Genomic DNA, 21,691 nt, shown 5'->3' on the forward strand with positions numbered 1-21,691 from the left:
CTAAAAATACTGTGCATTTGTCCAGCGGTCGCGCCAGTTTTCCATGTGCGCGCTACAATCGGCGTCCCGACACAGCAGCCTGTATCCCATGACACCACCCACTCATCTCGACGGCGCCCGCGTACTGGACTGGGCCTGGTCCGACCTGCCCTTCGGCCACGTCACCGATGAACATGGTGGCACCGCCCCTATCGCCATCCACGGCCTGGCCGTCTGCCGCTACGGCGACGAGGCGCGCGTCTACCGTTTCTGCTGCGATGCGCGCTGGGACACGGTGCAGGATGAGGTGTATGCCAGCGAAGACGACGCCAGGGGGCAGTTGCCGGCCCAATACCGGGCCGTGGCCGCCGTGTGGAACACGCCGTGAGCTACGTCATCCGCGCAGCCACCAGCGCCGACCTGCCCCTGCTGGCCCAGGTCGAGCGTAGCGCCGCAGCCCTGTTTGCCCAGGCCGGCCCCGGACTGGCGTGGCTGGCGCAAGGAGAACCCTTGCCATTGAGCACTTTACAGGCGCTGCAGCGCGAAGGCGGCGTATGGGTGGCCGCCGATGGCCAGGGCAGGCCATCGGGTTTCCTGGCCGCCCAGCCGCTCGACGGCCAGTGGTTTATCGTGGAATTGTCCGTTGCCCTGCCACATCAACGGCAGGGCCTGGGTACGCGCCTGCTCGACGCGGCGGCGGCCCATGCCCAGGCGCTGGGCTGCGCCTGCCTGACACTGAGCACCTATCGCCACCTGTCATGGAACGCGCCCTACTATGCGCGCCACGGTTTCAGCGACATCGAGGCTGTGGCGCTGGGCGCGGGTCACGCGCTCAAACTGGCGCGCGAAGCGCAGGACGGACACGACCCGGCGCGGCGCTGCCTGATGCGCAAGCCACTGGCCCGCTGACTCAGCGCACCAGCTTTGCCTTGCCTTCGCTGAGCGCCTGGGCGATCACCTGGCGCGTGGTCTTGTCGGCCGCTTTCGATGCCTTTTCCTGCTGGCGTCCCAGCACTTCCATTTGCTTGCCCAGGGTTTCCATCGGCTTGCCACGCTGATCCATCTGGCGCGACAACGCATCCACCTTGGCCGCTTCGACCTCTTGCTTGGCGGCAATTCGGTCGTTGACCTCTTCCATGGCGTCCTGCGCATCTTCCATCTGCTGCTGCAAACGCTCCACGTCGCGCACCGCCGCGCGGCGCGCCGTCTCCGTGCCCGCCTGCGCCTGGCGCCGCGCCGCCTCGCCAAGCTTGCGGCCCAGTTCCTGCTGCTGGCGGCCCAACGCCTGCAACTGCTCCGCATCGCGCGTGCCGCCATTCGCCTGCGCCTGGCCATGGGCGCCCATCTTGCTGCCCAGTTCGCCCATCGCCCTGCCGTGCTCGCTCATCTGCTTGCCCAGGCCGCTCATTTCCAGTCCCAGCTGCTGCGACGGTTTCCAGGCGTCGCGCACGCGGGCCAGCAGCGCGGCATCCTGCGTCACATAGCCCTTGCCCTGGTCACGGAACCACAGGAAATGCCCCTTGAGCGAACGCTGCAGCTGTTTAATCTGCTGGCCATCGACATCGGTGCCTGCCATGGTGACGCTATCCTCGCTGCTGTCGACGAGCGCATAGCCATCGCCGCTGCCCATGGAAATGCTGATTTGCTTGCTGGGCGGCGCAGGTGGCGCAGGCGGCTGCACGGCCAGCGCGCTGCCGCCAAGCACGATACCGGCCAGGCTGAGGATCAAACGGTGGGAAGTGGACATGGCTGCCTCGTGTGTATGGTTGGAGCGTCTACTCTAGCCAGGCACGGCAGGCGGCTCCAGCGCGGTGCGACAGGCTGCAAAAAGGCTGGCCTGGACGGCAGGCTTGCGCGATGAATGGCAAATCACGGACGAAAAAAACGGAGGCCGCAGCCTCCGCAAAAACGCCGTGGTACGGCGTATCTGACATCAGTACAGCACCACGGAGCGGATCGATTCGCCGCTCTTCATCAATTCGAAACCCTGGTTGATATCTTCCAGTTTCAAACGATGCGTGATCAAATCGTCGATATTGAGCTTGCCTTCCATGTACCAGTCGACGATCTTCGGCACGTCCGTGCGTCCCCGTGCGCCGCCGAAGGCGGAACCTTTCCATACGCGCCCCGTCACCAGCTGGAAGGGACGCGTGGAGATTTCCTGGCCGGCCGCGGCCACGCCGATGATGATGGACTGGCCCCAGCCCTTGTGGCAGCACTCGAGCGACTGGCGCATGGTGGTGGTGTTGCCGATGCACTCGAAGCTGTAATCGGCGCCGCCATCCGTCAGCTGCACGATGGTGTCAACCACGTTTTCCACTTCGTTGGCGTTGACGAAATGCGTCATGCCAAACTTGCGGGCGATGGCCTGGCGCGCCGGGTTGATATCCACGCCGATGATTTTATCCGCACCGACCATCTTCGCTGCCTGGATCACGTTCAGGCCGATGCCGCCCAGGCCGAACACCACCACGTTGGCGCCCGCTTCCACCTTGGCCGTAAACAGCACGGCGCCCACGCCCGTGGTCACGCCGCAGCCGATGTAGCAAACCTTGTCGAACGGTGCATCTGCGCGGATCTTGGCCAGGGCGATTTCCGGCACGACAATGTAATTCGAGAAGGTGGACGTGCCCATGTAGTGGAAGATGGGTTTGCCGTCGATGGAAAAGCGCGAGGTCGCGTCCGGCATCAGGCCGCGGCCCTGCGTGGAGCGGATCGATTGGCACAGATTGGTTTTTTGCGACAGGCAGAATTTGCACTGGCGACATTCCGGCGTGTACAGGGGAATGACGTGGTCGTCTTTTTTCAGGCTTTTCACGCCCGGGCCCACGTCAACGACGATGCCGGCGCCTTCATGGCCCAGGATGGACGGGAAGATGCCTTCCGGATCGGCACCCGACAAGGTGTAGTAATCGGTATGGCAAATGCCCGTGGCCTTGATCTCGACCAGTACCTCGCCCTCGCGCGGGCCGGCCAGGTCGACTTCTTCGACGCTCAAAGGGGCGCCCGCCTTCCATGCAATCGCTGCTTTGGTTTTCATGTGTGTCCTGTCAGTGGTTGAACCAGGCGCGCCAGCGCGCCGTATCGTCACATCATAACAAGGCAGGCGCCGACATGCCACGCCGGCGCCGGGGCAACGTTTACTTGGTTTTCGCGCGGTTGAGGAATGCGCCGTGCAGGCCGTTCAGGGTTTCCTCGGCCAGCAGCAGCTGGCTGGCGATTTCATTGATCTTGCGGCGGCTGGAGCGGGCGTGGTCGCGCAGCACCTCGAAGGCCGTATTGCGGTCCGTCTGGAACTTGCCCATCAGCAATCCCACGGCCAGACTCGTTTCGCGCCCGGCTGCCAGGGCCGCATTCAGGTTCAGCTCGGTGCGCCGCAGCTGGCGGATTTCATCGGCGCGCGCCAGGCCCGCTTCGAAGGCAGGCATCAAACGGCCTTCATCGACGGGTTTCACCACGTAGCCGACGGCGCCGTAGGCGGCCGCCTGCTTGCCCGATTCGCTATCGCCACTGCCGGACAGGAACATGAACGGCACGCCCGTCTCGCCGTGCAGGCGCTTGGCCAATTCCAGGCCGGACATGCCCGGCATGTGGATGTCGAGCAAGGCCAGGTCCGGCTCGCGCTGGGCGACCATTTGCAGCGCCACTTCGGCCGAATTGGCCAGGGCCGTCTCGTAGCCGGCATGGCGCAGGACTTCGCCGAGGAATTCCAACAGGAGCTGGTCATCGTCAACGATCAGGATAAGGCGTTTCGCGGCGGCTGGCTGACTCATGGGTAAAGGGACCTCGGTAATGAATGATGCTCTTATTATATGCCGATTGTTCGCCCAAATCAGCCCCCCATTCCCATGCTCACGCCGCAAACAATTGATTAAATTGCTGCACTGCAATACTCACATCGTCCGCCTGGTCGACGTTGCTCAATACGTTGCCAAATACGCTGCTGATGGCCGCCACCATGTCGGCGCCGCGCGCGACCAGCGGCGCGGCGTTGTCCGGCGTCATGCCACCGATCACTACACACGGCAAGGCGATCTCGCGTTTGGCTTGCAGCACGATATCGGCGGGCGTCGTCACCGGGTACTTTTTCACCAGCGAAGGATAAAAGCCGCCGAAGGCCACATAGCTGGCGCCGCCAGCCTCGGCCGTCCGTGCCAAGGCCATATCGCCATAACAGGAAGCACCCACGATCTTGCCAGCACCCAGGCGCGCGCGCACCTGCGCCACGGAGGCGTCCGTACCCCCCACATGCACGCCATCGGCATCGAGCTCTTCGCACAGTTCAAGAAAATCATTGATGATGAAGGGCACGCCATACTTGCGGGCCAGCGCCAGCAAGGCACCCGCCTGCTCGCGCCGTTGTTCCGCCTCGGCGCTCTTGTGGCGGTATTGCAGCAGGGCCACACCTTCCTGCAAAGCTTGCTCGCTCACGTCGAGCAAGCGATCGGTGTCATCCCAGTTGGGGGTGACCAGATACAGTCCACGCATGATGTTTTCCTTATTCATTGAATCGTTGCGGTATCAGCTGACCTGGCGCAATCGCATACGCGCCGGACAGGGCCGCATGGCAATAGGCTTGCGCCAGGTCTAGCGCTTCGGGCAACGCCTGGCCCAACGCCAGTCGCGCCGCGATGGCGGACGCCAAAGTACAGCCACTGCCGTGGAAGGTGCCGGGCAAACGGGGCCAGCGCCACGCGCGCTCCCCGCCTCCGCCATCAAGCCAACGGTTGAGCACTTCCTCACCGTCGCCATGCCCGCCCGTCACCAGCACGTTCTTGCAGCCTTGCGCAAGTAAGGCTGCCTCGCCGCCGAGGGCCAGCGTTTCCGGCCCGTTCGGCACGATCACGGTTGTCACCGGCAACAAGGGCGCCAGCGCCAGCACGGCATCGTCCCGGCTGAGCACGTCGCCATGGCCGCTGGCCAGCACGGGGTCGAGCACCACGGGCAAGTCAGGCCGGGCCAGCCGCAATTGCGCGATCAGTTGCGCAATGACGGCCGCATTCGCGGCGCTGCCCGGGATGCCGATTTTCACGGCGCTGATCACCATCTTGTCGATCAGCGCCTGCGCCTGGCGGCGCAGCAATTCCGGCGCCACCGGTTCGACGGCAAACACGCGATCGTTGTCCTGCACCGTCAGCACCGTAATCACGGGCAGCGCATGCGCGCCCTGCGCCGCAATGGCCACAATATCGGCGGCCAGGCCGGCGCCGCCCGACGGGTCGAGGCCGGCAAACACCAGCACGGTGGGACGCCGTTGCCCCATCACGCCAGGCGGCCCGCCATCGGCGACGACGGCGAGGCGGCGAATTTACGGGGCATGCGTCCCGCCAGAAACGCTTCGCGCCCTGCCCGCACGGCCAGCTTCATGGCATGCGCCATGCGCACGGGATCGCGCGCGCCGGCAATCGCCGTGTTCATCAGCACGCCATCGCAACCGAGCTCCATGGCGATGGCCGCATCCGACGCCGTGCCCACGCCAGCATCGACGAGCACGGGCACTTTCGCCTGGGCTATGATCAGCGATAAGTTCCACGGATTCAAGATGCCCATGCCCGAGCCGATCAGGGATGCCAGCGGCATGACGGCCACGCAGCCGATGTCTTCCAGAATCTTTGCCTGAATGGGGTCATCGCTGCAATAGACCATCACGTCAAAGCCATCCTTGACCAGCGCTTCGGCCGCGATCAGGGTTTCCGGCATGTGCGGAAACAGGGTCTTTTCATCGCCCAACACTTCCAGCTTGACCAGGTTGCGCCCGCCCAGCAGCTCGCGCGCCAGCTGCAGGGTATAGACGGCATCTTTCGCGTTGTAGCAGCCGGCCGTGTTCGGCAAGATCGTGTACTGGTCGGGCGGCACGACATCGAGCAAGCTGGGCGCGTTCGGGTCCTGACCGATATTCACGCGGCGTATCGCCACCGTGATGATTTGCGCTTCCGCCGCGTCCGTCGCTTCGCGCGTCTGCGGCAAGTCCTTGTACTTGCCGCTGCCCACCAGCAGGCGTGATTGATATTGCTTGCCTGCGATGGTCAGCAGGTCGTCGTTGTTATTACTTGTCATTGCTTTTCCTTAGTCTAGCCGCCGCCGATGGCGCGGACGATTTCCACTTGATCCTGGCTTTGCAAGGTCTTGCCCGGCCACGCCTTGCGCGGCACGACGTTGCGGTTGACGGCCAGCGCCAGCGCCTGGTTTTCCAGCGACAGCGTAGCGATCAATTGATCCAGGGTTTGCCCGGGCGGCACCTGGTGCGGCGCGCCGTTGAGCGTGATGGATATCAATGCAGTCATCACGCTCTCCTTCAGACCTTGCGGTACAGCTCGGCACCGTTCTTGATGAATTCGATGGCCTTGATTTCCATGCCCTGCTTGAGCGCCTTGTCTTCCGCGATGCCCATGCCGGCCGCGTATTCGCGCACTTCCTGCGTGATCTTCATCGAGCAGAAATGCGGGCCGCACATGGAGCAGAAATGCGCCACCTTGGCCGAATCCTTGGGCAGGGTTTCATCGTGGAATTCGCGCGCCTTGTCCGGGTCCAGGCCGATGTTGAACTGGTCGTCCCAGCGGAATTCGAAGCGCGCTTTCGACAGGGCGTTGTCGCGGATTTGCGCGCCCGGATGGCCTTTCGCCAGGTCGGCCGCGTGCGCCGCGATCTTGTAGGTGATGATGCCGTCCTTCACATCGGCCTTGTTCGGCAGACCCAGGTGTTCCTTCGGCGTCACGTAACACAGCATGGCCGTGCCATACCAGCCGATCATGGCCGCGCCGATGCCTGAGGTGATGTGGTCGTAGCCGGGCGCGATGTCGGTGGTCAGCGGTCCCAAGGTGTAGAACGGCGCTTCGCCGCACTGCTCCAGCTGCAAGTCCATGTTTTCCTTGATCAGTTGCATGGGCACGTGGCCCGGGCCTTCGATCATCACTTGCACGTCATGCTTCCAGGCAACTTGCGTCAGCTCGCCCAGGGTTTTCAGTTCGCCCAGCTGCGCTTCGTCGTTGGCGTCATAGATGGAGCCGGGGCGCAAGCCGTCGCCCAGCGAGAACGAGACGTCATACGCCTTCATGATTTCGCAGATATCTTCGAAATGCGTGTACAGGAACGATTCCTGGTGGTGCGCCAGACACCACTTGGCCATGATGGAGCCGCCGCGCGAGACGATGCCCGTCAAACGCTTGGCCGTCATCGGCACGTAGCGCAGCAGCACGCCCGCGTGGATGGTGAAATAGTCGACGCCCTGTTCTGCCTGCTCGATCAGGGTATCGCGGAAAATTTCCCAGGTCAGATCTTCGGCCTTGCCATTGACCTTTTCCAGCGCCTGATAGATGGGCACCGTACCGATAGGCACGGGGCTGTTGCGCACGATCCATTCGCGCGTTTCGTGGATATGCTTGCCGGTGGACAAGTCCATCACGTTATCGCCGCCCCAGCGGATGGCCCAGGTCATCTTTTCCACTTCCTCGCCTATCGACGAGGTGACGGCCGAATTGCCGATGTTCGCGTTGATTTTTACCAGGAAGTTGCGCCCGATAATCATCGGTTCCACTTCCGGGTGGTTGATGTTGGCGGGGATGATGGCGCGGCCGCGGGCGATTTCCTCGCGCACGAATTCCGGCGTAATCTCGGCCGGGATGCTGGCGCCGAACGACTGGCCCGGGTGCTGGCGGCCCATCAGGTCGGCCAGGCGCTCGCCCATGGGGCCGGAGGCTTTCAACTCTTTCAAGTACTCTGCGCGCCGCATGTTTTCGCGGATGGCGACGAATTCCATTTCCGGCGTGATGATGCCGCGCCGCGCGTAATGCATTTGCGTCACGTTCTTGCCGGCCATGGCGCGGCGCGGCTTGCGGTGCAAATTAAAACGCAGCTCGGCCAGTTTCGGGTCTGCCAGGCGGGCGATGCCGTAATCGGAGGTGGGGCCGGGCAGCTCTTCCGTGTCGGCCCGCTCCATGATCCACGGCAGGCGTGGCGTGTCGAGGCCCGAACGGATGTCGATCTGCACGTCCGGGTCCGTGTACGGGCCGGAGGTGTCATACACGTAGATCGGTGGATTCTTTTCTCCGCCAAACGACGCTTCCGTGTCGGATTGGCTGATCTGGCGCATGGGCACGCGGATGTCGGGGCGGCTACCTTGCACGTAAATCTTGCGCGAATTGGGCAGCGGCGCGATGGCGGCTTCGTCGACCGTGGCGGTGGCGGAGAGGAATTTCGGGTTGGCGTTCATTTTGGCTCCTTGGCTAGACTATTTTTAAGCCTGGAGCCAGCTAAGGAGGTTCGGCTGCGCGCACGCGGAAAAGCGGGGTGCGTTCATCCTAAAGCTTCCCTTCGCTGGCATTATCCAGATCAGGTTCGGAGGGTATTTCTCACCCGCGCTTGCACTGTGTTTCCACAGCGAAAGGCAGGACCCCTAGCGTTTGCCGCCTTGCGGCAGCGAGCCAATTATACGCGGTTCGCGCCGCATGGCCAGATGATTTCTTGCAGCTGTCGTCTTTGCGCATCTGCTGCAATGCAGCAGATGCCAGCACGCTTATTTCTTCTTGCCCCAGCGCCAGCGGGTCGGTTCGCCCTTCAGCTGGCAGATGAAAATGAGCAGGGCAACGACGGCCACTTCATACACGATGTAGCCCACCAGCATGGTTTGCGGGGGAAACAGGAAGGCACCGCAGGCGAACAGCGCCAGCGCGGCCAGGAACACCAGCCAGCCCTGCCAGGTGATGGGCAAGCCCCAGCCCCAGCCATAGGTCTTGGCTGGAAACCAGTAGGAGGGAGATTTGTCAGTCATGATGCTTTCCTTGTGGATATGGATAGCAGCAAGTATAAATCAGGCACTCCGATGGCGCTCCGTGACATCGAGGCCGATGCCGCGGTAGCCGATGAAGCGGCTGCCATTATCGAACATCGGTTCGCCGCTGACCTGCAGATACTGCGTGCTGCCATCGAGGTTGGCGCGGCTGTAGATGAAGTCGAGGAAGGGTTCGCGCGCGGCAATCTTGGCGTCGAGCGAGGCGCGCTCGGCGGCGTTCCAGCGCTGCGGCTCTTCTTCGCTGCCGATGCCCAGCATTTCGGCCACGGGGCCGGAAAAGCGCGTCAGATTGCCCTGCGCATCCTGTTCCCAGTACCAGTCGGACGACAGCTCCGTGAAGCGCTGGAAGCGCGCTTCGCTTTCGCGCAACTCCGCCGTGCGCTCTTCCACCATCTGTTCCAGCGACTTGTTGTATTCGGCCAGCTTCTGGTACAGCAAGCGCACTTCCAGCATGTTGTGGATGCGCGTCTTCACTTCCACCAGGTCAAAGGGCTTGCTGACGAAGTCCTTGGCGCCCGCCTGCAGCGCGCGCAGCTTGTGGCCGGGCTGGGCCGTGATCACCAGCACGGGAAGATAGCTGCCCGCCTCGATGTCGCGCAAGCCTTCCATGACTTCGAAGCCATCCATTTCCGGCATCTGCAAGTCGAGCAGGATCAGGTCGTAGCGGTGCTGCTGGTGCAGCGCGTGCACGGCTTGCGGGTCCATGGTGGACGTGATGCGCGTGTAGCCGGCATTGCGCAGCACCTGTTCCAGCAGCATGACGTTGGCTTCCTGGTCATCGACGATGAGGATGCTGGCGTTCAGGATCTCGGTGGCTTGAAGCATGGCGGTATTCCTAAAATGAAGTGCTGAATTAGCGTACTGCGTGAGTGTCGTCGGCCAGGCCGTGCGCAGCCGCATGGTGCAGGGCCACGTCGAGCGCATCCATGAATTCGACGACCTTGATCGGCTTGGTCAGGTAGCGGAAGAAGCCCGCTTCCAGGCCTTTCTCGATGTCGCGCGGCACGGCGTTGGCCGACAGCGCCATCACGGGAATGTGGCTGGTGAGGGGGTCGTCGTGCAGGATGTGCAGCGCGCCATAGCCGCTGATGCCGGGCAGGTTGATATCCATCAAGATCACGTCCGGCTGATACGTGCGCGCCAGGTCAATGCCCAGGTGCGCATCGATGGCGGTGAGCAGTTTCAAATCGCTGCGGCGGGCGATCAATTGCTCCACCAGCGCCAGGTTGGCCGGATTGTCTTCCACGTACAGCAAGGTGCGCTGGGTTTCCTGGTCTTCCTGTGCCACAAGCAAGACCTCGCCCGGTTCCAGGTGCAGTTCGGGCGCGCGCGAAGCCTTGAATTCCACCCAGAAAGTGGTGCCCAGGCCCACCGTGCTATCGACGCCAATCTCGCCGCCCATCAGTTCGACCAACTGCTTGGTGACGACCAGGCCGATGCCCGTGCCCTCTTCCGTGCTGCTTTCCTGGCCCAGGCGGTTGAAAGGCTGGAACAGCTGACTCATTTGTTCGGCGTCCAAGCCGGCGCCGCTGTCGGTGACGCTGGTGCGCACTTTGTCGCCGCGCTGGCGGCAATCGACTTTCACGCTGCCACCGCTCTGGTTGTACTTGATGGCGTTCGACAGCAGATTGATCATCACCTGTTTTACGCGCGTACGGTCGGCATGCACATAGAAAGTCTGGCCGCAGCGGGGGAAATGCATGCTGATGCCGCGTTTTTCCGCCTGCGGCGCGATCATCGCCTGGCAATCCTGCAGCACGTCGAGCAAGGACATCGCCTCTTCCGACATGGTGACCTTGCCCGACTCGATCATGGCCAGGTCGAGGATTTCATTGATCAAACGCAAAAGATACCAGCCGCCCTTGAGGATCTGGTCGATCGAGCGCTGCTGCGGCAAGCTCGGCGCCGGCGTTTCGGACGCCATCAGCTGGGCAAAGCCCAGCACGGCGTTCAAGGGCGTGCGCAATTCATGGCTCATGCTCGACAGGAACTCGGACTTCGCCAGGTTCGCCTTTTCCGCTGCCTGGCGGGCCTTTTCCATTTCGATATTCGTGTCTTGCAAGGCTAGTTCGAACTGCTTGCGTTCCGTCACGTCGCGCGCGGCGGCAAACACGCCCTGCAGCTTGCGGTTGCGGTCGTGGAAGGTCGAGGCGTTGTACGACACCACCGTCTGCTTGCCGTCACGTGCCAGGGCCGTCAGCTCGTAATTGGTCACTTTGCCTTCGCGCAACACGCGTGCGATGGCTTCCTCGGCCCGTTCCGGTTCCGTAAAGTAATTCTTGCACGGCGCGCCGATCAATTCGTCGCGCGTGCAACCCGTCAGCGCTTCCATCTGCTGGTTGACGTCGCTGATGATGCCGCGCGGGTCCGTCGTCATCAGGGCGTCGATATTCGATTCAATCAGCGAGCGCGTATAGAACTGCTGCTCGCGCAAGCGCTGGTCCAGCAGCGCCTGTTCCGCCTCGACCTGCTTGCGCGCCGTATTGTCGGTGCCGATCAGCAAGTAACCGATAACCTTGCTCTGCGCGTCGCGCAGGGCCGTCACGGAGACGATGGCGGGGAAGCGGCTGCCATCCTTGCGGATGTAGGTCAGCTCATAAATATCTTCGATACCGCGCGTGGCCTTGAACACCAGCGCCTCCACGCCAGGCGTGATGACGGTATCGAGTTCGGCACTGAGGGCGGCGGCGCGCGCAATGATTTCTTGCGCGTCGGAAATGCCGGCCGGCGTCAGCTTGTCGACCACGTCGCTGGCTTCATAGCCGAGCATGCGTTCGGCGCCCACATTGAAAATCTGGATCACGCCCTGCGCATCGGTGGCGATGCAGGAGAAATTGGCGCTGTTGAAGATCGCATCCTGCAAGGCGCCCGCCTTGAGCAGCTGGCGTGGCAGGCTGGCCGCCACCGTGCGCCGGTACAGTGCCGCCAGCAGCATCAGCAGCAGGAATACCAGCGCGTCAATGGCGCATGCCGTCTCGAACGGCGCGCGCCAGGCCAGTACGCCAACGGCCAGCAGCACGACGGCGCTGAAGGAAAATGCCAGCGCCATGGGCCAGCGCGAGGGTGCGCGCGGGGGGGTGTTTTCGACAGATTGCATGATGAGCCTGGGCAATGACTACGATAAGAGGGGGAATGTGGTACTCAATGCGGTGTTCAGTGCGCCTGGCGCTGGCGCACGTCCGACAGCAGACGCGTGAATTCCTTCTTCACCACGCCATAGCATTCGCACACATGGCCTTCGAGGCCGGCGCGGTCCAGCACGGAGATATGGCCGCGCCGGTAACTGATGAAGCCACGCGCCTGCAAGCGCCCGGCCGCTTCCGTCACACCTTCGCGGCGCACGCCCAGCATGTTGGCGATGAGTTCCTGCGTCATGGTCAGCTCGCGGTTCGGCAGGCGGTCCATGGTCAGCAGCAGCCAGCGGCACAGTTGCTGCTCCACCGTATGGTGGCGGTTGCACACGGCCGTCTGCGACATTTGCGTGATCAGGGCTTGCGTATAGCGCAGCAGCAAGCGCATGACGGGACCGGCACGGTCGAATTCTTCCATCAGCAGGTGCGCCTTCAGGCGATAGCCGACGCCGCCCGTCTGCACCACGGCGCGGCTGGGGGTCGAGTTGCCACCCATAAACAGCGACACGCCCACCACGCCCTCATTACCCACGCCGGCAATTTCCGACGAACCGCCATTTTCCAGCAGATAGTGAAGAGAAACGATGGCGGTGGTGGGAAAGTACACATGCTGCAGCTTGTCGCCCGAATCGTAGATCACGTCGCCCAGCAGCATGGAGACTTGCTCCAGATGAGGAACCAGGCGCGCGAAATCGGCGTCGAGCATGGCGGCGAGCAAATGGTTTTGATTCGGGTTGTGCAACTGGGCATGCGGACTCGACATGGGCAGGATTCCTGGTTTCCAGTCGTCAGCTAGGAGATAAATGAAAGACGTCCGAACGAGGGCCGCTATATGCTGGAGCCTAACACGGCGTCTGCACAATGATGCGACTATATTTCTTGCGGGTCTGGCTGTCTGTTCGCCAGCGAACGGACGACAATGTGCCGCGCATCCTACAGTCAATCACTGCCAGAGCTGCCGGGTCATGGATCGGCACCGGCGCTGCCTACCGGACGCCATCATGCAATCATTCTTCCAACGCATCTCCATTTCCGTTTCCACTTCGGCCCTGATCACGCTGGCGGTCGGGCTGTGCCTGACGGCCCTGTGCTACGCCTCGGCGCGCCAGATCGAGTCGGAAAGCACCCGGCTGCTGCTGCAGTACTACGCCAGCGGCATGAGCCTGGACGCCAACCATCGCGGTTCCCTGTACGTGCTGCTGGGCGGATTACTGTCGAGCCTGCTGGCAACGGCGTATGTGTTTCAGCTGGTGTCGCGCAATTCCGTGATTGCCCGCATCACGGGCGAGCGCACGGCGGCGCTGCAGTTTGCCAATTTGCGCCTGTCCGAAGACATCGCTGCGCGCATGCACAATGAAAAGGCGCTGCGTTTGCGCGAACGCATCATCGAAGTGTCGGCCAATGCCGTCATCCTGTGCAGCGCCGATGCGCCGGGCTTCCTGATCGAATACGTCAACCCCGCCTTCGAGCGCATCACCGGCTATGCGGCCGGCGAAGTCATTGGCCAGCGCCTGGAAGACTTGCAGGGTCCCGAGCAAGGGCGGCAAGACATGCATGAGATTACAGCCGCCCTGCGCGAACAGCGCGAAGGCAAGGCCATCGTGCGCAACTTCCGCAAGGATGGCAGTTGCTACTGGAGCGAACTGTTCGTCGCGCCCGTGCGCGAAGATGGCGATGGCCCCGTCAGCCACTTTGTCGTGGCGCAATACGACATCAGCACCGTCATGCGCTTCGAACAGGAGATGGAATTCCAGGCCAGGCACGATATCCTCACAGGCTTGGCCAACCGGGCACTACTGCGCGAACGGCTGGAGCAGGCAATGGCCGTGACGCGCCGCAGCGGCCTGCCCCTGTGGGTGGTGTTCATCGACCTCGACCGCTTTAAATTCGTCAACGATACCCTGGGCCACGATGCGGGCGACACGGTGCTGAAAAACGTGGCCGAGCGCCTGCGCGACGCCACGCGCGAAGTCGACACGGTGGCGCGCCTGGGCGGCGACGAATTCGTGCTGCTGCTGCCCCAGCATGGCATTGGCGAACCGGGCACCGCCATCCTGCAGCGCATCCTGGACGCCGTGGCGCAGCCGCTGCAACTGGGCGAATATGAATTTTTTCTCAGCTGCTGCATGGGCGTGGCCGTGTATCCCGACGATGGCCAGGATGCCGACACCTTGATCAAGCATGCCGACATCGCCATGTACCGAGCCAAGGAGCAGGGACGGGGCCAGTGGCAATTTTATGCGTCGAGCATGAATGAGGGCACCCTGGAGCGGCTGGGACTGGAAAGCGAGTTGCGCCACGCCCTGGAGCGGGGGCAGTTCCACCTCGAATACCAGCCCCAGCTGGATCTGTCCAGCGGCACGGTGGTGGGCATGGAAGCTCTGCTGCGCTGGCAACATCCGCAACTGGGGCGCATTCCGCCTGCCAGCTTCATCGGCCTGGCAGAGGAAATGGGCTTGATCATCCCCATCGGCGACTGGGCCCTGCACACGGCGTGCGCCCAGGCGCGCGCCTGGCAGCTGGCCGGCCATGGCCCGTTGCGCCTGGCCGTCAACTTGTCGGCGCGGCAATTCAAGCAAAGGAATCTGCTGCACGCGGTGGCGCAGGCACTGGCCGAGACCGGCCTCGATGCCGCCCATCTGGAACTGGAATTGACGGAAAGCATGGTCATGCATAACGTGGAGCAAGCCACGGCCATCATGAGCAAGCTGAAGGCGCTGGGTGTGCAACTGTCCATCGATGACTTCGGCACCGGCTATTCCAGCCTGGCCTACCTGCGCCACTTCCCCATCGACGTACTGAAAATCGACAAGACCTTCGTCAGTGACATCACAAACAGCGACGACGACGCGGCCATCGTGCGCACCATCATTTCGCTGGCGCACAGCCTGCGTCTGAAAGTGATCGCCGAAGGCGTGGAAACGGCGCCGCAGCTGGCCTTCCTGCGCCAGCACGGCTGCGACCAGATGCAGGGCTATCTGTTCAGCCGACCGCTGACCGCGCCCGCCTTCGAAGCACTGTTGCACGAAGGCAGCATGCTGCCCGCTTAAAACGCGTGGCGCAAGCCGATGTTCAGCGCGCGATTGCCGCTGCCCACCTCCGTGGCATTGCCCACCATATAGGCGGCGTCGTTGCGGTTGCGGATATGCGCGTAGGCAAGATACACCTTGCTGCGCTTGGACAAGGCGTACGTGGCGCCGATGGCCAGCTGCTGCGCGTCGCGGTTGGCCGCGTCGCGGTCATCCTTGTGCACATACGAGGCCAGCAAGGTGGTCGCGCCGAGCGGCACGGACACGCCGACGATGGCGTCGCGACTATCGCTCGACTGGGCCGGCGCCTGCGCCGCGCCATATGGGTTTTCCGCAAAGAACATCGTGCTGCCCTCGCCCGTGTTGCGGCCATAGCCGGCAAACGCCGTGGCCACGCCGAAGTTGTAGTTGCCGGCCAGAATGGTGTTGTTGACGTCGGCCTTGCCGAATTCGCCGCCACGGCTCTGGCGCGCCAGGCACAGGGTCAGGGGGCCGTTGACATAGCCCAGGGCCAGGCCCAGCGAACGTTGATCTGCCGCAATCCCCGTGTGTTCGCCAGCACCGAGCATGACGGTGCCGGTCACGCCGCGCCATTCCGGCGAGGTGTAGCGCACGGTATTGTCGATGCGCGTGGCCGAATAGCCGGCCAGGTTGGTCGAGGCACCGGCCATGCCGCCTTCGAAGGGGTCGGCCACGTCCGTCAGCGCCTGGCTTTGCAGGTTGTACTGGCGCCCCACGGTCAGCATGCCCAGCGGGCTGTCGATGCCGACAAACGCCTGGCGGCCGAACAATTGCCCCGCCTGGTCGGAGCGGCCCGTGTCGCTCAGGACACCCGCTTCCAGGGTGAATACGGCGCGCAAGCCATTGCCCAGCGATTCCGTGCCGCGCAGGCCCAGGCGCGAGCCGGCCGACACGCCACTGGTGAGCTTGCTGATGCCGCCTTCCTGCACCAGGCCCGCATCCATCAAGCCATACATGGTGACTGAAGACGGGTCGACGGACGACTGGGCGTGGACGGCAGGCAAAGCGCCCAAGGTGGCGAGTGCCATGGTGATCGAGATTTTTTTCATGCTGGTTTCCTTGTAAAGGCCAAACCGGGAAAGCGCGCGGCCATGGCGCGGCCACAGGCGGCTAGGCGCGCTGTAGTTACATGCCGTATCGAAAGACGACGGGCCAGATAACAACATTCCTGGCGAAGCTGTGGCGGCGCGGCCGGTAAAGACGAGGGCGCGCGGTAGTCCGCCGTGAATGGTGCACCGCTGACGGTGCGCGTGGTTCAGGCGCCCGGCCCGCAGGGGACGCGCTGAAGGTGCCTGGCATCGCAGATGCGCTGGCCGCGTGACGCGGACGGGAGTTGGGTAGGAAACTTTGATACCACCGCGTCTGCAGGCGCCGTCCGCAAAGATGGGGCAGGAGGCGCCGAGGCCGGCATTATAACATCGGCAGCGTCTTACTCCCCGTTCTGTTGCGGGCAAACGGTCCGCAAAGCCGCCAAAACACTGAAAAAGGCCGTTTGCCACGCTGCAGGCGATGCCGTGTCATCTATAATGGATCCTTTTGCCAATCACACGCCAAATCATGGAATTAGCCAAGTCTTTCGAGCCCGCCGACATTGAACAATTCTGGCGCACCGAGTGGGAACAGCGCGGTTACTTTACCGCCACCCTCGATGCGGGAAAACCTTCCTTCAGCATCCAGTTGCCGCCGCCGAACGTCACCGGCACCCTGCACATGGGTCATGCGTTCAACCAGACCATCATGGATGGCCTGACCCGCTACCACCGCATGCTGGGCCACAACACGGCCTGGATTCCCGGCACCGACCACGCGGGCATCGCCACGCAAATCGTCGTGCAACGCCAGCTGGACGCGCAAAAGATTTCGCGGCATGACCTGGGCCGCGAGAAATTCGTGGAAAAAGTGTGGGAATGGAAAGAAAAATCCGGTTCCATCATCACCGGGCAAATGCGCCGCCTGGGCGCCTCGGCCGACTGGCAGCGCGAATACTTCACGATGGACGAACCGCGTTCGAAAGTCGTCACCGACGTCTTCGTGCGCCTGTTCGAGCAAGGCCTGATCTACCGCGGCAAGCGCCTGGTCAACTGGGACCCCGTGCTGGGCACAGCCGTCTCCGACCTGGAAGTGGTGTCCGAAGAAGAAGACGGCTCCATGTGGTACATCAAGTACCCGCTGGCCGACGGCAGCGGTTTCCTGACGGTGGCCACCACGCGTCCTGAAACCATGCTGGGCGACGTGGCCGTAGCCGTCGATCCGACGGACGAGCGCTACCTGCCGCTGGTGGGCAAGATGCTGAAACTGCCGCTGACCGATCGCGAAATCCCCATCATCGCCGACGAATATGTCGACAAGGAATTCGGCACGGGCTGCGTGAAGATTACCCCAGCGCATGACATGAACGATTACGCCGTGGGCCAGCGCCACAAACTGGCGCAAATCGTCATTCTGACCCTGGACGCGAAGATCACCGACGACGCGCCGGAAGCGTATCGCGGCCTGGACCGCTTTGCCGCGCGCAAACAGATCGTCGCCGACCTCGACGCGCAAGGCTTGCTCGAGCAAGTCAAGCCGCATAAGCTGATGGTGCCGCGCGGCGACCGCACGGGCGTCGTCATCGAACCGATGCTGACGGACCAGTGGTTTGTCGCCATGAGCAAACCGGCCCCGGAAGGCACTTTCTTCCCAGGGAAATCGATCGCGGAAACGGCGCTGGACAAGGTCGCCAATGGCGAAATCAAGTTCGTGCCGGAAAACTGGAGCACCACCTACAACCAGTGGCTCAACAACATCCAGGACTGGTGCATCTCGCGCCAACTGTGGTGGGGCCATCAGATTCCCGCCTGGTACGACGACAAGGGCAATATTTTTGTTGCCAAGACGGAAGCTGAGGCGCAAGCCAAGGCCCTGGCCGCCGGCAGCACGGGCCCGTTGAAACGCGACGACGACGTGCTCGACACGTGGTTCTCGTCGGCTCTCGTGCCGTTCTCGACCATGGGTTGGCCTGAAGAAACGCCGGACATGAAGGCTTTCCTGCCGTCGTCCGTGCTGGTGACGGGTTTCGACATCATCTTCTTCTGGGTCGCGCGCATGGTCATGATGACGGCGCACTTCACGGGCAAGGTGCCGTTTGAAACCGTCTACGTGCACGGCCTGGTGCGCGATTCGACGGGACAGAAGATGTCCAAGTCGAAAGGCAACACCCTCGACCCGATCGACCTGATCGACGGCATCGACCTGGAAGGCTTGATCGTCAAGCGCACCACGGGGCTGATGAACCCGCGCGACGCGGAAAAGATCACCAAGGCGACCCGCAAGGAATTCCCGGAAGGCATTTCGGCCTACGGCACGGACGCCGTGCGCTTCACCATGGCCAGCTATGCATCGCTGGGCCGCAACATCAATTTCGACCTGGGCCGCTGCGAAGGCTACCGCAACTTCTGCAACAAGATGTGGAACGCCACCCGTTTCGTCATGATGAATACGGAAGGCAAGGACTGCACCCCGAATGACGCCGACCTGTCGCAAGCGGACAAGTGGATCATCTCCTTGCTGCAACGCGCTGAACTGGACGTGGCAAAAGGCTTCGAAGACTTCCGTTTCGACAACATCGCCGCCACCATCTACAAATTCGTCTGGGACGAGTATTGCGACTGGTACCTGGAAGTAGCCAAGGTGCAAGTCCAGCAAGGCACGGAAGGCCAGCAACGCGCCACCCGCCACACCTTGCTGCGCGTGCTGGAAGTCGTGCTGCGCCTGGCCCATCCGATCATTCCGTTTGTCACAGAAGCCCTGTGGCAAACGGTGGCGCCATTGGCCGGCAAGACGCTCAAGCCAGACGGTGATTCCATCATGATGCAGCCGTACCCGATCGCCAACACCGACAAGATCGACGAATCGGCCGAAGCGTGGATGCAGCAGCTGAAAGCACTGACGGATGCCACGCGCAACCTGCGCGGCGAAATGCAGATCTCGCCTTCCGTGCGCGTGCCGCTGATCGTCGAAGCGGGCAATGCAACGGAAAAGGCCGCGCTGGCGTCGTACGCGCCTTACATCCAGTCGCTGGGCAAGCTGGCCGACGTGCAGATCGTCGATGCGCTGCCGGACTCGCCTGCGGCCGTCGCCATCGTCGGCACCACCAAGCTGATGCTGAAAGTGGAAATCGACGTGGCCGCCGAACGCGAACGCCTGGGCAAGGAAATCGCCCGCATCGAAGCGGAAATTGCCAAAGTGAATGGCAAATTAGGCAATGAAAGCTTTGTCGCACGCGCCCCTGCCGCCATCGTTGCGCAAGAAAACGAGCGCTTGCTCAGTTTTTCCGCCACAATTGAAAAATTGCGCGAACAGTTTGCTAAACTAGCCAGCGCATAAGGCAAGTTTGGCAGGATTGCGCGGCGTCTTCCGTGACGCCGCGCAGGATGGCTGGTCTTGCCTTGGTATATACACTGTTCGTGACCCGATCAAAAAAACCAAAGGAGACTAGCGATGCATAACATATTCAAAGCAAGCGTCACAGCAAGCATCATGGTGGCCGCCCTGGCCATCGCCGGCAGCGCCACCGCGCGCGACGGCAACTTCACCCCCGTGGGCACGTGGAAAACCATCGACGACGCCACCGGCAAGCCGAAATCGCTCGTCGTCATCACGGAAAACAACGGTGTCTTGCAAGGCAAGATCGACAAGCTGTTCCGTGGCCCGAATGAAGATCAAAACCCCAAGTGCGACAAGTGCACGGGCGCCAACAAGGACCAGCCCATCATCGGCCTGGTGATCCTGTCCGGCCTGAAATATGACGGCAAGGAATGGACGGGCGGCGAAATCACGGACCCGGCCAGCGGCAAGGTCTACAAGAGCAAGGCCGAACTGATTGAAGGCGGCACCAAGCTGCAAGTGCGCGGTTATGTCGGCGTGCCGATGTTTGGCCGCTCGCAGACGTGGGTGCGCGAAGAATAAGCAGCGCACGCCCTGCCCGACCGAAGCCGGCCTCTGCGCCGGCTTTTTTACGTCCACCTGCGCCACAGCTGTTGTTTTCCAGGCCGAATTCCGCTCCTTTCAAGGTATTTCCCTATGCGGCGGAAGCTAAGCGCGCCAGCGCACATACCTCCATTTTTCTAAATGAAATAGTGCATGCCAGTGACGCCATCGCCCTGTAGCGAAGGGCGGCATGGCTCTGCCGGATGACCTCATCCGCGGATGCCCGGCAGTGACTGCCATGCACAAAGGAACGCAAATGAACCTCTTCAAACGATATCTGAATCCGCTGCTCGTCGCGGCAGGCCTGCTGGCCATGGCCGCCCTGGCCGGCTGCGGCGGCGGCGACCAGGGACGCGATCCCATCCTCGGCTTGCCGGGCGCCACCTTGTCCAGCCTGGCCGTCACGCCAGCCACGGCGACGGTCACCATCGGTGCCGGCCAGCAATTCACGGCCATCGCCACGTATAGCGACGGTTCCGCGCAAGACGTCAGCGCCAAGGCGACCTGGACTTCCGCCACGGCGGCCAGCGCCACGGTCAATGCCGCCACGGGCTTGAGCACCGGCATCGCTGCCGGCAGCAGCAGCATCAGCGCCGCGTTTGGCGGCAAGAGCGCCAGCGCCGTACTGACCGTCACCCCGGCCACCTTGCTGTCGATCGCCGTCACGCCGCAAAACCCCATCGTGCCCGTCGTCGCGACGCGCCAGTTGGCCGTCCTTGCCACGTATTCGGATGGCAGCACCGTCGACGTCACGAGCGGCAGCAGCTTCGTTTCAGTCACGCCCGCTTTCGCCATCGTCGCCAGCGGCGGCCTGGTCAGTGGCGTTGCCTCTGGTACCAGCGTCATGAACGCCAGCTTCAACGGCAAGACGGCCAGCACCACCGTCAGCGTGCCTGCCGCCACCATCGTCAGCATCGCCGTCACGCCGGCCACCGCCAGCATCGCTGTCGGTGCCCAGCAACAATTCATTGCCACGGCAACGTATTCGGATAGCTCGAACGCCATTGTCACTGGCGGCGCCACCTGGACTTCGGGCACCATTGCCACCGCTAGCGTGCTGAACACGGGCGTGGCCACCGGCATCGCCACCGGCACCAGCAACATCACCGCCACGGCCGGCGGCCAGTCGGGCAGCGCGCTGCTGACTGTCACGGCAGTGGCCATCCCGCCCGTGTTCAACCCGATCATTCTGGGCCGCGCGGCGCCATTCGGCGTGCTGGCCGGCACCTCGATCACGAATAATTCGGGCGGCACCACCCTGATCACGGGCGACGTCGGTGCGCCATCGCAGACCACCGATCCGACCCAGGCGGCAGGTTTTACCAACTACAAGTCGGGCGCCATCCTGGCCGGCGCCATGACGGATTTGCAAACGGCGATCACGGATGGCAATAGCCGGACCTGCGACGTCAGCTTTGCCGGCGGCATCGACCTGGGCGGCCAGACCTTCGGTCCCGGCGTATATTGCTATGCGGGCGCCATCAGCATTACGGGTACCCTGACACTGAACGGTCCCGGCGTGTACATCTTCCGCACGGCATTGACCCTGGATTCGACCGCCAACGCCATCGTTGCCCTGAACAATGGCGCCACGGCCGACAACGTCAGCTGGCTGCCTGTCGGCCCCACCACCCTGGCCGCCAACAGCGTCTTCAAGGGCAATATCCTGGGCCAGTCTGCCGCCATCACGGTAGGCGACAACACGACCCTGCTCAATGGCCGCGTGCTGACGGCTGCCGCCGTCACCCTGCGCAACAACCAGATCACCAAATAAT

The 21,691-nt window shown here is 62.8% G+C and carries 19 protein-coding genes and 1 riboswitch; of the genes, 6 read left to right on the top strand and 13 right to left on the bottom strand.

Annotated features, from left to right (window positions below; all coding sequences use genetic code 11):
* Nucleotides 1-88 precede the first annotated feature (88 nt).
* Both ACQ4WP_RS09355 and ACQ4WP_RS09360 read left to right on the top strand, forming a co-directional pair.
* Entirely contained in the window at nt 89-367 is a 279-nt protein-coding gene (locus tag ACQ4WP_RS09355; protein ID WP_436519919.1) for a hypothetical protein, read from the top strand.
* Nucleotides 364-888, top strand: a complete 525-nt coding sequence (locus ACQ4WP_RS09360; protein WP_436519921.1) for a GNAT family N-acetyltransferase — start codon at nt 364-366, stop codon at nt 886-888. Before ACQ4WP_RS09355 ends, ACQ4WP_RS09360 begins: the two co-directional genes overlap by 4 nt.
* A 1-nt stretch (nt 889) precedes the next feature.
* Here the strand turns inward: ACQ4WP_RS09360 and ACQ4WP_RS09365 are convergent, their stop codons facing one another.
* The 12 genes from ACQ4WP_RS09365 to ACQ4WP_RS09420 all read right to left on the bottom strand — a co-directional run bounded on the left by ACQ4WP_RS09365 (nt 890) and on the right by ACQ4WP_RS09420 (nt 12,661).
* Entirely contained in the window at nt 890-1,726 is an 837-nt protein-coding gene (locus tag ACQ4WP_RS09365) for a hypothetical protein (RefSeq protein WP_436519923.1), read from the bottom strand.
* Between the two features lie 186 nt (nt 1,727-1,912).
* Nucleotides 1,913-3,019 (bottom strand): S-(hydroxymethyl)glutathione dehydrogenase/class III alcohol dehydrogenase, encoded by a 1,107-nt coding sequence (locus ACQ4WP_RS09370; RefSeq protein ID WP_436519925.1) that lies wholly within the window; start codon nt 3,017-3,019, stop codon nt 1,913-1,915.
* Nucleotides 3,020-3,119: 100 nt separating this feature from the next.
* Nucleotides 3,120-3,752, bottom strand: coding sequence for an ANTAR domain-containing response regulator (locus ACQ4WP_RS09375; protein ID WP_071079471.1), 633 nt, complete (start codon nt 3,750-3,752; stop codon nt 3,120-3,122).
* Nucleotides 3,753-3,831: 79 nt separating this feature from the next.
* Nucleotides 3,832-4,467 carry a thiamine phosphate synthase gene (thiE, locus tag ACQ4WP_RS09380; RefSeq protein WP_436519927.1) on the bottom strand — a complete coding sequence of 212 codons (636 nt, stop codon included), beginning with the start codon at nt 4,465-4,467 and terminating at the stop codon, nt 3,832-3,834.
* Nucleotides 4,468-4,477: 10 nt separating this feature from the next.
* Nucleotides 4,478-5,242: a bifunctional hydroxymethylpyrimidine kinase/phosphomethylpyrimidine kinase gene (gene thiD, locus ACQ4WP_RS09385; RefSeq protein WP_436520115.1), complete on the bottom strand. Its 765-nt coding sequence runs from the start codon at nt 5,240-5,242 to the stop codon at nt 4,478-4,480.
* The gene (locus ACQ4WP_RS09390) at nt 5,242-6,036 is read right to left on the bottom strand and encodes a thiazole synthase (protein ID WP_436519929.1); all 795 of its coding nucleotides are present in this window, start codon (nt 6,034-6,036) and stop codon (nt 5,242-5,244) included. The genes thiD and ACQ4WP_RS09390 overlap by 1 nt, the downstream gene beginning before the upstream one ends.
* A 14-nt stretch (nt 6,037-6,050) precedes the next feature.
* Complete coding sequence (gene thiS / locus ACQ4WP_RS09395) at nt 6,051-6,254, bottom strand: sulfur carrier protein ThiS (protein WP_436520117.1); 204 nt, start codon at nt 6,252-6,254, stop codon at nt 6,051-6,053.
* A gap of 20 nt (nt 6,255-6,274) precedes the next feature.
* Nucleotides 6,275-8,188, bottom strand: a complete 1,914-nt coding sequence (thiC, locus tag ACQ4WP_RS09400; RefSeq protein ID WP_436519931.1) for a phosphomethylpyrimidine synthase ThiC — start codon at nt 8,186-8,188, stop codon at nt 6,275-6,277.
* A 79-nt stretch (nt 8,189-8,267) separates the two neighbouring features.
* Nucleotides 8,268-8,383: riboswitch (TPP riboswitch) on the bottom strand.
* A gap of 108 nt (nt 8,384-8,491) precedes the next feature.
* Nucleotides 8,492-8,746, bottom strand: coding sequence for a hypothetical protein (locus tag ACQ4WP_RS09405; protein WP_436519933.1), 255 nt, complete (start codon nt 8,744-8,746; stop codon nt 8,492-8,494).
* A 39-nt stretch (nt 8,747-8,785) separates the two neighbouring features.
* On the bottom strand, nt 8,786-9,592 hold the full coding sequence (locus tag ACQ4WP_RS09410) for a response regulator (RefSeq protein ID WP_436519935.1): 807 nt from the start codon (nt 9,590-9,592) through the stop codon (nt 8,786-8,788).
* A 28-nt stretch (nt 9,593-9,620) separates the two neighbouring features.
* Nucleotides 9,621-11,864, bottom strand: a complete 2,244-nt coding sequence (locus tag ACQ4WP_RS09415; protein ID WP_436519937.1) for a PAS domain S-box protein — start codon at nt 11,862-11,864, stop codon at nt 9,621-9,623.
* A gap of 56 nt (nt 11,865-11,920) precedes the next feature.
* Nucleotides 11,921-12,661 carry a Crp/Fnr family transcriptional regulator gene (locus ACQ4WP_RS09420; protein WP_436519939.1) on the bottom strand — a complete coding sequence of 247 codons (741 nt, stop codon included), beginning with the start codon at nt 12,659-12,661 and terminating at the stop codon, nt 11,921-11,923.
* 238 nt (nt 12,662-12,899) lie between these two features.
* Here ACQ4WP_RS09420 and ACQ4WP_RS09425 point away from each other — a divergent pair, with 238 nt between their 5' ends.
* Nucleotides 12,900-14,948: a putative bifunctional diguanylate cyclase/phosphodiesterase gene (locus tag ACQ4WP_RS09425; protein WP_436519941.1), complete on the top strand. Its 2,049-nt coding sequence runs from the start codon at nt 12,900-12,902 to the stop codon at nt 14,946-14,948.
* Here the strand turns inward: ACQ4WP_RS09425 and ACQ4WP_RS09430 are convergent.
* Nucleotides 14,945-15,997, bottom strand: coding sequence for a porin (locus tag ACQ4WP_RS09430; RefSeq protein WP_436519943.1), 1,053 nt, complete (start codon nt 15,995-15,997; stop codon nt 14,945-14,947). The two genes, ACQ4WP_RS09425 and ACQ4WP_RS09430, sit on opposite strands and share 4 nt — an antisense overlap.
* A 508-nt stretch (nt 15,998-16,505) precedes the next feature.
* Between ACQ4WP_RS09430 and ACQ4WP_RS09435 the strand changes: the two genes are divergently transcribed.
* From ACQ4WP_RS09435 to ACQ4WP_RS09445, 3 genes are all read left to right on the top strand, one after another.
* Nucleotides 16,506-19,313 carry a valine--tRNA ligase gene (locus tag ACQ4WP_RS09435; protein WP_436519945.1) on the top strand — a complete coding sequence of 936 codons (2,808 nt, stop codon included), beginning with the start codon at nt 16,506-16,508 and terminating at the stop codon, nt 19,311-19,313.
* Nucleotides 19,314-19,466: 153 nt separating this feature from the next.
* Nucleotides 19,467-19,895, top strand: coding sequence for a DUF2147 domain-containing protein (locus ACQ4WP_RS09440; protein ID WP_436520119.1), 429 nt, complete (start codon nt 19,467-19,469; stop codon nt 19,893-19,895).
* A 277-nt stretch (nt 19,896-20,172) separates the two neighbouring features.
* Entirely contained in the window at nt 20,173-21,690 is a 1,518-nt protein-coding gene (locus ACQ4WP_RS09445) for an ice-binding family protein (protein ID WP_436519947.1), read from the top strand.
* Nucleotide 21,691: the final 1 nt, after the last annotated feature.

Origin of the sequence: Janthinobacterium lyxosi (assembly GCF_051380665.1) — a bacterium.
Taxonomy (GTDB): Bacteria; Pseudomonadota; Gammaproteobacteria; order Burkholderiales; family Burkholderiaceae_D; genus Janthinobacterium.